The organism is Enterococcus sp. AZ103 (assembly GCF_051714685.1).
In the GTDB taxonomy this organism is placed as follows: domain Bacteria; phylum Bacillota; class Bacilli; order Lactobacillales; family Enterococcaceae; genus Enterococcus_A; species Enterococcus_A alishanensis.
The window spans coordinates 1,454,826-1,467,835 of sequence record NZ_JBIOSI010000001.1; the positions used below are offsets into that span (position 1 = coordinate 1,454,826).

Consider the following 13,010-nt stretch of genomic DNA (forward strand, 5'->3'; position numbering starts at 1 on the left):
GTATATGGCGAAAAAGCCTTATGAATCGGTGTATCAACCTCCTCTTAATAAAAAATTAACGATTGTCTCTTTTTATTAAATAACGATTGGAATCAGCTAATATAATCACGTTTTTTTGTGTTAAGAAATAAGAAATTCACACAATATTTTGTTCAAAACGAATTATTTTAGACTTTTTATTTGAAAATAATGATTAAAGATTATACTATTTCGGGACTGGTTAAGAACCAAATTTGTTGTGGAGGGGTTGAACTTTGAAGAAACTTATTAACTTATTTTTATTATTTGTAATCTTGATGTCTTTATCGCCGGTTCAATCACTTGCTGCAGATACGTCAACGGTAGAAAGTTCCGAGACAACAGATACTTTACCAGAATCTAAGGATGCGATAACGAGTGACACAACAGAAAGTACGGCATCTTCATCTGATGTAGCTTCATCTAATACGGCTTCATCAGAAAATGAAGAAGTAGTGGCAGAAACTTCTGACGAACCTCAAGTAACAGCTGCGGATGTGACCCAAACAGGAAGCAGTACAGCACCTTTTCTAGTTTCCAATGCCAGTGAGCTATCCAGTGCTTTGGCTAATGCTATTCCAAGTGGATCTGATGCATTGTACATAAAGTTTTTAAACAATATCGACTATAACTTTACTGGGCAAGTGATTAATAAGAATACAGTGATTGATGGTGGAAATTATAATCTGACCTATACTGGGACAGCTTATACAGCTATTCATTTTGTTGTCCGACTAAATAATTTGAACATAACCTTAAAAAATATCAATTACAAAAATGCTAGTAGTTATTACGGGATCCTTACTGTTGCCAGCAATGCCACAGGAAATCAGGTAAATATTGAAAATGTCACCTACAATGTCAGTCGTGGGGGTCAGCCCTTTTATTCAGATGTGGGGAATAATACTTTGAATTTCAGTGGAACGAATGATTTTTATGTTGATAGTTCAGGTGGTGATAACCAAGAATTTTCCGAAGGCTTTAGCAATATCAATTTTAAAAAGGACAGTGTCACTAAGATCCATCAGAATACCTCTAGTAGCGAGGGCGTGTTCTGGATGAAAAGTAATGGCACGATGAATCTGGAAGAGAATGCTCAAGTCAATATTGAATCTGGAAAATATGGATTGTTTTATGTCAATGGTTCGATGAATTTGAATGTCGGGAAAAGTGCCCAGTTTAATTTTAATCGCATCAATGGATTTCAACCTACCTATAACGATCTGATTCGAGTGCAATCAACGATGAATATTTCGACTGGTGAAGATGCGGAAGTGAATTTTTCCACTGAGGCGATGGGCATGAATGTTAAAACAGTAAATATCTATGCCAATAAAACGAGTCAAGTTGCATTTCGTTCTACTGGTTCCCAAGCCGCGATTGCACAAGGGACAGCAAATTTTTTGAGGCAAGATGATTCTAATAGCTTGTACCAAATTAACTCAGAAGCAAATGGTGTGACGACGACTTTAGTGGATAAGGTTCCTTACAATCAATGGCAGACAGTTAATTCCACTAGTTACAGCGGAAAGTCAGCGATTATTTATGAAAGAATGCTGTCTTTAGAAGGAATTACTGCTGCAGAAACGGTAGGTCGTGGCGTCAGTCGAATCGATGCCAATACTTCCGGCTATAAAACAATGAAGAGTCGGAATAATTCGATGCGCTATTTATTAAGTAGCCAACAATTGACGACCCAGGCTGATATAAAAACAGCTTATGATCAAATGCTGACAACCAATCCGAATGCTGCTAAGGAAATCACTAGTTCAGCTGTGCCAGATGCGCCACTGAGCTTTAGTAATTTGCCGGCGGGAAATTACTATGTCTATGGTCAAGCAGTCGCAAGTACGACTGGTGCAACTGCGACAACGGATTGGGTACAGGCGACCGTCACTGTTCCAGAGTATAAGGATTTATCTATTGTTTCTACGATTGATTTTTGGGCCTTCAGACCGAAGATTACCAAAGAAGACAATCTGGACTTTGCCAATTATCAAGTGATTAATTACGGGAATACTACCCGCAGTTTGTCATTGAATAATTTAACCGTGAATAGCGGCTCTGCTAGTGACGTTACTTTGGTGGATCAATTAACTGAAGGAAAAGACAGCCAGCTGGCACTTTCATTAGTTGCCCAAAAAAATGATTCCCAAGATGAAGTCAAGTGGGGACCGTTGTTAGCAAATAAAGGCAGTACCGCAAGTTTGAGCCTGACTCCTTATTGGCAGACAGATCATGGTGCAGATCTTTATGTGACTGGGAATTTTTCTGGTCCTTATGATGTGATAAAAAATGTCAGTTACACGTTGCATTTTGATATAGCGACCGTGACTAGCTAGAAAGGAGAACAAGATGGAAGAAACAAAACCCCAAGAAGAAAAGAAAAAGAAAAAATGGTTGTTGTTACTTTTGTTGCTATTGTTGTTAATCGTTGGTGGATACTTTATCTACGATAGGTTTATCAAAAAAGACGAAGTACCTGTTACCGTGATTGCTGGTGATTTTTTACCAGAGGGCAAAGATGCCTCTAAGATGTCAGATAAAGAACTGGCAAACTTGGCACAGCAAAATGTCGATGACAGCCAATTTAATATGATGATTACATCAGAAGCCACCTTCAATAGTGACATGACTGGCAACTTACAAATTAAAAATCCCGACAGTAACCATAATCCCGTCAACGTGGTAGTGACGTTAGATAGTAGTGGTGATGTCGTTTATAGTTCTGGTGCAATTCAGCCAGGTGAGGAAATTAAGCAGGCTACTTTAGAGAAAAAATTAAGTGCCGGTAATTATCCTGCTACCGCAACTTTTAATTTATATGATCCGGATACCAATAAAAAAACCGGAGAAGTCGCTTCAGCAGTAACCTTAATGGTGCAATAAATAGATAGAAGAAAGAGGAGAACAAAATGAAGAAAAAAATGATGGCAGGTTTATTAGTAGCAGCTTTTGGCGTAGTAGGATTTAGTGGAACAAGTTTAGCAGATGAAACATCAACAATTGATGGTCGGGATAATGGAAAAGATACTGCAGATATCACAATTAACGGGAACTTAGCCGCTGATAATACTGATCCTGATTCAGGCTTACCAGAAGGCGATCCAGTTTGGGTCAATGTGACAGTGCCAACTGTGACAAGTTTCTGGAATACACCTACTCAAGCAGCTTTCCAATCACCAAATTACACGATTACTAATAACTCAGGACGTCCTGTGACGCTAGCAACAACAGCTTTCAAACAAAATGACTCTGTGACATTACCTAATGATTTCAGTTTAAATGCTGTCTTAAATGGAACAGATATCAAACTAGCTGAAGCTGGTAGTTTAGCTTTTTCTGCAAATGACAACTTGATGACTTTAGCAAATAAAGATGGCAAAATGACATCAGCTGCATCAGCTGTTACAGATTCTAACAAAGCTAGCTATAAATATACTGGTTCAGCAACTGTTTCTAGTAGCTTAAAACCACAATTCCAATTAACGATGAAATTCACACCAGTTGTTTGGAACTAGTGATAGAAAGGTTCGCTGCTGATGGAAAAAGATATTCAAATCAACGGCAATTTGACTGTTGAAAGTACGACAGATACGAATCAGTCGCCAACAACAGACACAACTACACAAAAATTAGTTATCACACAAGAACGCCAAGGTCGTTATCCGCAAACAGCAGATTTAACGAATATGGACTGGGTATTTCTAGGTTTACTATTATGTCTGATCGTCATTGTTTCCCGCAAGCTAATAAAAGATTAAGCTGGAGAAACAAAGAATCTCTGATCAATCCCACCAGTCTTACTTGGAATATCATGATGGATAACTAAAATAATCGAAAATTTAACTGCCGACAACATTAAAAAAGATGTTGTCGGCAGTTTTTTTGTCTGGAAAAATTTTCAGTAAGTCAGCTAAAAAACTTAAAACCGCCAAAATTCCAGCACAACTTGTTGGGATTTTTTTATTTTGTAAAAAATCGCCAAGTTCAATGACACTGAACAGATTTTTTAATCTACGACATTTGTTTTTAAAGGCTTTAAATCAAGGTCTTTTAGCTGAAAAATAAAATAGGATTTTTCTCATGTCGTGGATTTTTAAAACAGTTGAGTGTCCTCTGGAGGACGGAAAAAAATATTTTTAAGATTTTTTGGACTTTTTCACCAAAACTTTCGTTATTAGAAATAAGAAGAAAAAATGAGGAGAAAAAATTATGCAAAAACATCCTTTTACTTGCCGCCAGCTATTAAACCGCGACTATCGAAAAATCCAACGACAAGTGACGAAATACTATAGAAATACGACGAATCTAGTTTTGTGTCTGAAAATCATCCAAGCGCTATTAATCCGCCGAAACCTTGCGGCAGAGAAACTAGATTTACCACTAGTGGAAATCGTTAGAGAAATCTATCAAAAAAATCCAGCTACCCCTGATATAGCTGCGGAAATTTATCAATTTGGCGAGTATTTCACCGCGAGAGAATGGCATTTGTTAATGGGAAAGTATAAACAACTAGTCCGTTTATTTGTGCTGGTGAGAATTCTTGGAGAGCGCTTGCTGCATATTCGCAAAAGAGGATTATTTTTGAGTGGCTAATGAAAAAGTGACTATCTTTAAGCTTGAAAAATTGTTTGAGATAAAAGAACCGACAGAAATCGTTAATTTACGATGGCTAAAACTGTTAATATTTCTTTGTTCTCAGAATTCGTTGTTATTTATAATTAAAAATCTATATTATTAATTATTAAGTTAACACTATGTGTATAAGTTATTATATTATTTTTAGTCTATTAAATGACGAAAATGCCACAATTAAAGGATTCGACCTGTTATAATTAGATGAATGTGGTTAAAAGTCAAGGAGGATTAAAAATGAAAGAAGGACAGAAATTTAAATTAATCAAGTGGAATAAACAATTAATCTCAGTCGCCACCGGAATATTATTAATCAGCCAATTAGCAGTCGGACCAGTCCAAGTTTTAGCGGAGACGACAGATAGTGCATCACCAAATAGTTCCGAAAATATTGATCAAGAAAATCAACTAGATGTCGGGATGTCTGGTGAATTATTTACAGAAGAAAAGCAAAATTCTGATGGGAATACTGGAGGCGAGAGTCAGGCATCAGCCAGTAAAGAGACTACCAGAAATGGTGCGAGTCCACAAATTGGTGAAGTGACAACGGAACAAGGACTAAAGGATGCTATAGCGAGCGCTTCAACTACTGGTGCAGAACCTATTGTTTTATCTGGCACAATCGAGATTAGTTCTGTAATTGCTTTTAGCGGAAAAGATATCACTCTGACATCCACAGATGGTGCTACTTTAAAAAGAGTAGGTAGTTATACTGGTGGTGTTCTGACTGTACAATATCAGCTCATTTCTACAAATATCACGAATTGATCAAAATAAAATGACAATAATAAACACTGGCCTATTAATCAATGGAACACTGATAATAAAGAATTATTAGAACGAAAGTTATTTCTACTTAATTGATCACTATTTATTCTTTTTAATAGGTGAATGAGATTAGGGATATATCAATATTTAGATAGTCAAAATTAATTATTTTCTAAATTGAACGACTGGGGGAGTATAAAAACTCCCTCTATACATATAGGAAAAGAGAGGTGTTAGGTATGTCTCGTATTTTATATTTAACGAGGAACGTTTATGCAGAACAACAGTTGGAGTCACGGATTCGCAAATTGGGACATGAAGTCTTATGTAGTCAAACGCTGTTAAAAGAAATAAGAAATAAAAAAGTATCACAGAATTTTTTTACGGAATTTGAAGTAGTGCTATTAAGTGATACATTGACAAAAAGCGATAGTGAAAATATCTTACCGGAAATCTCCCAACAGGAACCACTAATTATTAAAATAATTGAGACAGAAGAGGAAGTCAGCCAGCAATCACAGATTCAAATTTATTTATCTCCTGAAACTTCTTTAGAAACGATACGGGAAGTCTTGAGTGTGGAAAAGAAAGAGGATCCTCAAAAAGAACCTCAAAAAGAACACAAATTATTGAACCCATCTTTATGGGAGTGGCGTGATGAATTGATTTTTCAAAAAGTAACTTTTACAAGAGTAGAACAAAATATTTTGAAGGAATTATTAAAAGCTGAAGGAGAACCATTAACCCCAAGAGAATTGGCTCATTTGGTTTGGGGAACAGAATATAGACCTGCCATCCAAAGTCATCTGTCGGCGACTGTTGGCCGCATGAAAAAGAAGATCCGAGACTGTGGCTTTGGCAGTACCTATTTACAAACCGTTTGGGGAAAAGGCTATGCATTCAAGCTGGAGCAGCAGGATTAGAATAGTGGAGGACCAGGTAATGAAAATTTGCTGGTTTTTTACTATAATCATTGGTTAAAACTCTGCTTTTCTTACGCCAATCTGTTAACTTACAATAATTATTAAACTTTCTAAAGAAACAACTAAAATAGCCGACCATCTAGCTTGAAGAATGGTTGGTTATTTAGAGGACTAATAAAAATTAAAAGCACTATACTTTCAGCTGTATTTTTAGCATTTAATCTTGACTTTATAGGTGTACATCATAAGAAAAATAAGGCATAACCCCATAAGGCTACGAGAAAAATGAAAATCGCCAACCAAACTAATTTTCCGATTAAACTATTGGGATTTATCGATAACCCTACGCCATAAACTTTAGGGATCCATAAAGGTTGGGGCAAATTAGGGTCAGAGTTAAAATGAGTTTTATAAAGTAGATAGCTGATCACTTGCAGTGGTATACATAGAGTAAGGATAGACAGAGCAACCCACTTTTCAGATAGAATATGTTGATTACGCAGTGCAACACCAGCCACTGTAGTCAGCATGATAGCAATCGTCAGACCAGCAACTATTCTGCCTAATTTTTTGAGCCCGTCTTTCTCTTTTTATTAAGGCATAATCCTTTTCCACTTTTTTCATATAGTTCACGTCTTCCTTGAGTAAGTAATCTAAGGAAAGATCCAATTGATCGCTAATTTGAATAAGTGTAGGAATATCAGGAAAGTTTTTTTCATTCTTCCAATTAGAAATAGTTTGACGCGTGACAAAGATTTTATCTGCAAAATCTTGTTGGGTCCAACCTAGTTCTTTTCGCCTTTCTTTTATCAAATCACTAAACAAAGTCTCTCCTCCTTAGTTATTTCTAACTTTCCAAAAGTACATCTAAATGCTAGCAAAACTCTTTTGTATCAACAAGCAAGAGATTCTTGCAACCTGATTAAATTAGACTTTTTAAAAGGAGAAGAGATTATTTTTTACTTGGAATAGTGGGAGTTAGTTTGGCAGCGAATCTCCTAATTCCTGAAGTCATATTGATCATAAAAAAAGAACTTCGATTTAGAAGTTCTTTTTTTTGTTTGTTCTAGTTCGAATACAATGATAAATTAATCAACTTTAGATCTGCTAACCAAATGAAATCCTGCAGTAAAGTTAGATAGTTTTTTTGACTTACTACCCACGAACTCTCAAAGAGATAATTTGTTTAATATCTTTGACAGTACTTTCATTTCGAATGTTTAACGGCAATGATTTTCCAGTATGGCCAACCTTGGTATTATTATAGATTTCTTGAGTCTCATGGGAAAGTGTCGGTAAAAGTATTTCTGCTTCTGCTAATTCCTTATGATTTAATGGTAACAATGCTAAAACATATCCTTCTTGAGGATAGAGGGTACAAATAGTACGCCCCTTTTTACGATATTTAATATTCCATCCCTTCCAAATCCCTTGATCCATGGAACAACCACTATAAGCTTTTTTCGCTTTTATTTCATAAGTATCTTGTAAATAATGATCTAATTCTTCAAACATAGGGTTATTGATAAAGTCCTTGACTTGTTGTGGGGTTGGTTCAACATCTTTGGTATATTTTTCACTCCATAGCATTTATATCCATCCTCTCTTTGTCGCAAACTACTCAACAGCATCCGTACCTTCGACCTATTTTTTTAATACATCAATTTTACCAGATTTCTATTTAGGTCGCTTGTCTATCAGTGCTATTTTCCAGAAAAATGGAAACGATTACGACGCTTGCCTTTAATTGAGTACACTAAACTCTGATTTTATCTATTCATAATCGAGCTTGAATTCATTCTTTTACTCGATATTATTATGTCTTCTTGTAGCTAAGTAATGATTTCTTCGGACTTTTGTCTCAAGTTCTGCTTCCTAGTTAGTCGAATATAACAAAAAGCAAAGTTTTTTTATGAAATCAGTTCATTTTATCTGTAAATTTTGAAAAATAGTGCAGATGTGACTAATCTTGTCCACTTATGCTTAATTTTAAAAAAGTCGTCTTCAAAATTAGTATGATTTAAAAAGAAAGATCATGAACTATGAAGATGTTTTCTAAATGATCTTGATTACGGTAAAAACTGAGGTGGTTTTCAATGAGAAAGGTTCATTTTGATTAAGGAAAGGAGTGTCCGTCTTCTATGAGTGAAGAAGATCGTGCCAGACAATAATAAAGACAACGATTAAATGCTGCGAAACGTACGCTAGAAAAGGAAAAGTCTAACTTTACTAAATAAATAGTCAGCAAAATGGCTTAGGAATATGCAAGAAAGAAGTTGGGAAGATAACTCTGGCGATGCACAATTCATTGAGGATGGAATTAAAGATTATAAATAAAGACAGGTGAAAAAATAATGTATCATTTGCAAAAAAAATACTCCTATTTTTTTCAGGATCAATTTTAGCAGTAGTAGTATTTATGGGTGTTCTTGTGCTTATGAATGAAACTAAAATTTTATCAAGCTTGAACTATACGAAGATGAAACCTAATCAAGAAATAAAATTAGAGGTAAAACCAAATATTGATCATCTTGAATACTATTCAACTTTGGTTATTGATAATCCAGATGGTTTGAAATTACAAATGAGTAGCAATACAAATAAAACTATTTGGCGAAATAAAACAGATGATGAATTTTACGATATAATAAATAAAAAAAAAATTACCTTAGTTGATAAAAATGGAGAAATTATTGAGTTAGAGGAGGATATTCCAGATAATTATCCAGTTGATTTTTATCAAAATAAATTAGTAACATGGTTTAAAGAGGAAAAAACATATGGTGTGACAAACAATAAGTATTATTCTATAACAATAAAAAACATATCTAACCGTTCAGGAAAAGTATCTGCATCTGTATATAATTATTGAAAATTAAATAAAAGATAGTTATTTAACGGTTAGGGAAACATGACCTGCAGCCCACCAAGCGTTTGGTGGGCTTCTTTTGCTTCAAAATTAGCTAAGGTGCTAATACGTTTAAAACAGTAAGTAAGGCTACATCAGTTAGCAAATTAGGAAAAGTAACTAGCATATTAGATAAAACTATGAAGTATGGAGATGATGCAGCAAAAGCATTAGGGAATAAACTGAGCAAGATACCAATTCCAGTCGTTGATGAATTTGTGGACTCTAATGGGTATTTAACAAAAGTAATAGGTAAAGGTGATCTTGGAGACTATTCTAAAATACTCAAATCTGATATTGCTAAAGGAAAGAACGTTGGTAAATATAAGAAAGCCAGTGGGGCTAAACTGAAAGTAGAGACAACTATGAATAGTAAAATACCTATTTTTCATAGGTTTAAATGACTTATCACTTCTAAAAAAATGACGTTGAAATATTTCATCTGTAATGAATAAAAACCTAGAGTAATTATATTCCAAAACCATATTTGATTTTACAACGTCTTTATAGTTAATTATAATGAGCTATAAAATCTGTTTAAAATGACTTAAAAATTTTTGTGACGGTTAAAATTAACGGCAGGAGTAAACTTATGGAATTAAGAGTTTTGAATTATTTTTTAGTGGTTGCTAGAGAAGAAAATATCACACGAGCGGCAAGTATTTTACACATTACTCAGCCTACCTTATCCCGCCAATTGCTACAGTTAGAAGATGAACTAGGTGTGAAACTATACCAACGCAGTAAGCACCGTATTATTTTAACTGAAGAAGGGAATCTTTTGCGTCGTCGGGCGCAAGAAATTTTACAACTAACTGAAAAGACCAAGTCAGAATTAGTCCAAGCTGATGAAAATGTAGTCGGAGAAATCTCGATTGGTTGTGGCGAGTTATTGAGTATGGAACAAATAGGAAATTTAATTCAGGGCTTTAAAAAACTATATCCACTAGTTACCTTCCATATAATAAGTGGCATGAATGATTTTATTAAAGAACAAATCGAGCAGGGTCTAATGGATTTTGGTTTATTGATACAACCTGTGGAGATAGAAAAATACCAGTTTATCCGTATGAAGCAACAGGAGAGATGGGGGATTCTAGTCAAAGAGACTGATCCATTGGCTCAGAAGTCAAGGGTCACCCCGCAAGATTTATTTGGGAGAGATTTAATAGTTACAGACAGTCATCCTATTCAAAATGAATTAGCTAGTTGGTTTAATCAGAATGATGCAGAATTAAAAATCGTTTCGACTTATACTTTATTGAATAATGCAGCGGTGTTAGTTAATAGTGGGGTAGGTTTAGTCCTCTGCATAGAGTTACATGTTCGTTACCCAAATCTTAAGTTTATTCCTTTTGAGCCCGACTTAACTTTACATTCCGTGTTGGCATGGAAAGCCAATCAAGTATATTCAGAAGCTACTCGAGCGTTTATTGAATTCGTTAAAAATGCTTAAAAAGCATTTGTTTGCATTTAATATAAGTATTAGACATTTATTGTTCTAGACACGATAATGAATCGTGTTGAGAGGAATAGATGTCTTTTTTTGTGAGGTGAAAAAATGAAACAGAGTGAAGTTAGCCAACAATATCATATCCCAGTGGAAGTTTTAAAAGAATATGAAACATGGGGCTTATGTGATTCCGTCAAAATTGTGATGGGAGCTTGGCAATACGATGATCAAGATTTAGAACGACTTGGAAAAATTATGGCTCTCCATGATATTGGTTTTGAAAATGATGAAATTAAAACCTATATGCAATTGAATATTTTAAAACCAGATTCTCAAGTTGAACAACTACGTTTCTTAGAGAAAAAGCGTGGTCAAAAATTAAATCAAATTCACTTAGAAGAACAAAAAATTGAACGAATTGATTATCTACGACAAGAAATTAGAAAAGCTGAAAGAAAAGGAAGTAAATTTAAATGAAAACAACGGTATTAGTATTTCACCCTGATTTATCAACATCAAACGTTAATGCAAAACTAGCTGAAGCAATCAAAGATCTAACAGATATCGAAGTGCGTGATATGTACCAACTGTATCCTGATTTTAAAATCGATGTGGCGGCTGAACAAGCTGTCTTGGAAGAGGCAGATCGGATCGTTTTACAATTTCCTATGTATTGGTATTCAAGTCCGGCTTTAGTTAAACAATGGGAAGATGCCGTCCTAGCCTATGGTTGGGCTCATGGTAGCGCAGGTGATAAATTACACGGGAAAGAATTATTGTTAGTTGTTACTCCCGGTGCGCCAACTGAATTATATGGTCATGGAAATGATTTTAAATACACTGTAACTGAGTTATTACGCCCGTTCCAAGCTACTAGTAATTTAATTGGGACTGATTTTATTACGCCGTTTATCTCAACTGGTGCTTCTCGAATGGACGATGCAGAAATTGCTGAGCGAGCAGCAGCATACAAAGCGTATTTAAGTACAGAAGATTTAGTAGTTTTAGCAGATTTTGAATAGGAGGAATTGTAATGGAATATGTAACTTTAAGTAATGGCGTAAAAATGCCAAAATTAGGTTTTGGCGTTTTTCTAATGAACGAACCAGGAGAAGCAGAAGAAGCGGTCACTAACGCTTTAAAAACTGGCTACCGCTTAATTGATACAGCTTCAAGATATTACAACGAAGAAGAAGTAGGGGCTGCCTTGAAAAAAAGTAGCATTCCTCGGGAAGAATTGTTTATTACCACAAAACTTTGGTTTAAAGATGCTGGATATGAAAATACCAAAAAAGCTTTTAACGTTTCTTTAGAAAAACTAGGACTGGACTATCTGGATTTATATTTAATTCATCAACCTTTTAATGATTATTATGGTTCATGGCGGGCGATGGAAGAGTTATATCAGACAGGAAAAATTCGAGCAATTGGTGTCAGTTAGAAAGAATGCAAGAAAACTTTGAGATTTTTGATTTTGTTTTATCGGCTGAAGAAATGGCTTTAATCAAAGCGATAGATCAAAAAGCACCGTTGGGTGGTACGACACATGATGACCCTCGCATGTTAGATATGTTAAGTCAATTCGAATAGGAGAGAAAAATATGCCAGTGATTACATTTGAAGCAGGAAAATTAACGAAGGAACAAAAACAAATTTTAGCTAAAGAATTCACTACGACCGCAGCCCGTGTATTGGGCGCACCTGAAGCAGCCTTTTATGTTTTTTTAAAGGAAAATAATGCAGATAATGTCGGTGTTGGTGGGAAGTTACTGAGTGACAGAGACTAAAAAACTGTTTCTTATAATTATAGTCGTAAGGTATACTGGCGAGAAAATGATTAGTGAGGTATTTTAAATCGATCACCGGTCACTTGATACCGATCAAATTTACGGAAATGCTGTCAGAAAAAAAGGGTGTCCTAGAGAAGAATTTTTCACGACTTCAAAACTTTGGATTTACAATGATGGCTATGGAAAAACGAAAGTTTCCATTGACGAATCACAGCGTCTTTTACGAACAGATTATCTTGATTTAATCCTTATTCACCAACCATTAACAATTATCATAATAGTTATCAGGCAATGAAAACAGCTCGCAAATCTGGCAAATCAAAAGTAATCGATGGAGTAATTTTTATCCCGATCGCTTTATTGATAGTGCCCTTACGGTGAAATTAAGTAGAAACGCATATGATTAGATCAAAAAGAAAATTTATTTTTTTTAACAATGATTCCGAAACAGTTAATTTTTTGACTAGTTTTAAATAGTCAGATCTTATTTTGAAAGGAAGTTTTTTTAGATA

At 34.9% G+C, this 13,010-nt stretch carries 16 protein-coding genes and 1 pseudogene; 15 read left to right on the forward strand and 2 right to left on the reverse strand.

What is annotated here, in order from left to right:
- Positions 1-254 precede the first annotated feature (254 nt).
- From ID741_RS07365 to ID741_RS07395, 7 genes are all read left to right on the forward strand, one after another.
- Entirely contained in the window at positions 255-2,360 is a 2,106-nt protein-coding gene (locus tag ID741_RS07365; protein WP_438719576.1) for a hypothetical protein, read from the forward strand.
- A gap of 13 nt (positions 2,361-2,373) precedes the next feature.
- A complete protein-coding gene (locus ID741_RS07370; protein ID WP_218327765.1) occupies positions 2,374-2,907 on the forward strand; it encodes a hypothetical protein in 534 nt (177 codons plus the stop codon).
- A gap of 26 nt (positions 2,908-2,933) precedes the next feature.
- Complete coding sequence (locus ID741_RS07375; protein ID WP_218327766.1) at positions 2,934-3,539, forward strand: hypothetical protein; 606 nt, start codon at positions 2,934-2,936, stop codon at positions 3,537-3,539.
- A 21-nt stretch (positions 3,540-3,560) separates the two neighbouring features.
- Positions 3,561-3,782: a hypothetical protein gene (locus ID741_RS07380; protein ID WP_438719577.1), complete on the forward strand. Its 222-nt coding sequence runs from the start codon at positions 3,561-3,563 to the stop codon at positions 3,780-3,782.
- 451 nt (positions 3,783-4,233) lie between these two features.
- Positions 4,234-4,617 carry a hypothetical protein gene (locus tag ID741_RS07385; RefSeq protein ID WP_438719578.1) on the forward strand — a complete coding sequence of 128 codons (384 nt, stop codon included), beginning with the start codon at positions 4,234-4,236 and terminating at the stop codon, positions 4,615-4,617.
- A gap of 276 nt (positions 4,618-4,893) precedes the next feature.
- The gene (locus ID741_RS07390) at positions 4,894-5,424 is read left to right on the forward strand and encodes a hypothetical protein (RefSeq protein WP_218326941.1); all 531 of its coding nucleotides are present in this window, start codon (positions 4,894-4,896) and stop codon (positions 5,422-5,424) included.
- Positions 5,425-5,663: 239 nt separating this feature from the next.
- Entirely contained in the window at positions 5,664-6,347 is a 684-nt protein-coding gene (locus ID741_RS07395; protein ID WP_438719579.1) for a winged helix-turn-helix domain-containing protein, read from the forward strand.
- 495 nt (positions 6,348-6,842) lie between these two features.
- Here the strand turns inward: ID741_RS07395 and ID741_RS07400 are convergent, their stop codons facing one another.
- The gene (locus tag ID741_RS07400) at positions 6,843-7,172 is read right to left on the reverse strand and encodes a helix-turn-helix domain-containing protein (protein ID WP_218326939.1); all 330 of its coding nucleotides are present in this window, start codon (positions 7,170-7,172) and stop codon (positions 6,843-6,845) included.
- 330 nt (positions 7,173-7,502) lie between these two features.
- Positions 7,503-7,937, reverse strand: coding sequence for a DUF3788 domain-containing protein (locus tag ID741_RS07405; protein ID WP_218326938.1), 435 nt, complete (start codon positions 7,935-7,937; stop codon positions 7,503-7,505).
- An 829-nt stretch (positions 7,938-8,766) separates the two neighbouring features.
- Here ID741_RS07405 and ID741_RS07410 point away from each other — a divergent pair.
- The 8 genes and pseudogenes from ID741_RS07410 (at position 8,767) to dmpI (ending at position 12,495) form a co-directional block, all read left to right on the forward strand.
- Positions 8,767-9,219, forward strand: a complete 453-nt coding sequence (locus ID741_RS07410; RefSeq protein ID WP_438719580.1) for a hypothetical protein — start codon at positions 8,767-8,769, stop codon at positions 9,217-9,219.
- 176 nt (positions 9,220-9,395) lie between these two features.
- Positions 9,396-9,659, forward strand: coding sequence for a hypothetical protein (locus ID741_RS07415; RefSeq protein WP_218326936.1), 264 nt, complete (start codon positions 9,396-9,398; stop codon positions 9,657-9,659).
- A 188-nt stretch (positions 9,660-9,847) separates the two neighbouring features.
- Entirely contained in the window at positions 9,848-10,711 is an 864-nt protein-coding gene (locus ID741_RS07420; protein ID WP_218326935.1) for a LysR family transcriptional regulator, read from the forward strand.
- 105 nt (positions 10,712-10,816) lie between these two features.
- Positions 10,817-11,185, forward strand: a complete 369-nt coding sequence (locus ID741_RS07425) for a MerR family transcriptional regulator (RefSeq protein WP_218326934.1) — start codon at positions 10,817-10,819, stop codon at positions 11,183-11,185.
- A complete protein-coding gene (locus ID741_RS07430; RefSeq protein ID WP_438719581.1) occupies positions 11,182-11,730 on the forward strand; it encodes an NAD(P)H-dependent oxidoreductase in 549 nt (182 codons plus the stop codon). Before ID741_RS07425 ends, ID741_RS07430 begins: the two co-directional genes overlap by 4 nt.
- Before the next feature lie 11 nt (positions 11,731-11,741).
- Positions 11,742-12,146: pseudogene (locus tag ID741_RS07435) on the forward strand (aldo/keto reductase); the annotation flags it as partial.
- Positions 12,147-12,154: 8 nt separating this feature from the next.
- Positions 12,155-12,298: a hypothetical protein gene (locus ID741_RS07440; protein WP_438719582.1), complete on the forward strand. Its 144-nt coding sequence runs from the start codon at positions 12,155-12,157 to the stop codon at positions 12,296-12,298.
- An 11-nt stretch (positions 12,299-12,309) separates the two neighbouring features.
- Positions 12,310-12,495: a 4-oxalocrotonate tautomerase DmpI gene (gene dmpI, locus ID741_RS07445; protein ID WP_218326931.1), complete on the forward strand. Its 186-nt coding sequence runs from the start codon at positions 12,310-12,312 to the stop codon at positions 12,493-12,495.
- The last annotated feature ends 515 nt before the right edge of the window (positions 12,496-13,010 follow it).

Bases quoted from the DNA above. Each gene is read 5' to 3' on its own strand.
- ID741_RS07395 (WP_438719579.1), top strand. From the start codon at position 5,664: ATGTCTCGTATTTTATATTTAACGAGGAACGTTTATGCAGAACAACAG.
- dmpI (WP_218326931.1), top strand. From the start codon at position 12,310: ATGCCAGTGATTACATTTGAAGCAGGAAAATTAACGAAGGAACAAAAA.
- ID741_RS07370 (WP_218327765.1), top strand. From the start codon at position 2,374: ATGGAAGAAACAAAACCCCAAGAAGAAAAGAAAAAGAAAAAATGGTTG.
- ID741_RS07380 (WP_438719577.1), top strand. From the start codon at position 3,561: ATGGAAAAAGATATTCAAATCAACGGCAATTTGACTGTTGAAAGTACG.
- ID741_RS07385 (WP_438719578.1), top strand. From the start codon at position 4,234: ATGCAAAAACATCCTTTTACTTGCCGCCAGCTATTAAACCGCGACTAT.
- ID741_RS07420 (WP_218326935.1), top strand. From the start codon at position 9,848: ATGGAATTAAGAGTTTTGAATTATTTTTTAGTGGTTGCTAGAGAAGAA.
- ID741_RS07405 (WP_218326938.1), bottom strand. From the start codon at position 7,937: ATGCTATGGAGTGAAAAATATACCAAAGATGTTGAACCAACCCCACAA.
- ID741_RS07410 (WP_438719580.1), top strand. From the start codon at position 8,767: ATGGGTGTTCTTGTGCTTATGAATGAAACTAAAATTTTATCAAGCTTG.
- ID741_RS07425 (WP_218326934.1), top strand. From the start codon at position 10,817: ATGAAACAGAGTGAAGTTAGCCAACAATATCATATCCCAGTGGAAGTT.
- ID741_RS07440 (WP_438719582.1), top strand. From the start codon at position 12,155: ATGCAAGAAAACTTTGAGATTTTTGATTTTGTTTTATCGGCTGAAGAA.
- ID741_RS07375 (WP_218327766.1), top strand. From the start codon at position 2,934: ATGAAGAAAAAAATGATGGCAGGTTTATTAGTAGCAGCTTTTGGCGTA.
- ID741_RS07430 (WP_438719581.1), top strand. From the start codon at position 11,182: ATGAAAACAACGGTATTAGTATTTCACCCTGATTTATCAACATCAAAC.
- ID741_RS07415 (WP_218326936.1), top strand. From the start codon at position 9,396: ATGAAGTATGGAGATGATGCAGCAAAAGCATTAGGGAATAAACTGAGC.
- ID741_RS07390 (WP_218326941.1), top strand. From the start codon at position 4,894: ATGAAAGAAGGACAGAAATTTAAATTAATCAAGTGGAATAAACAATTA.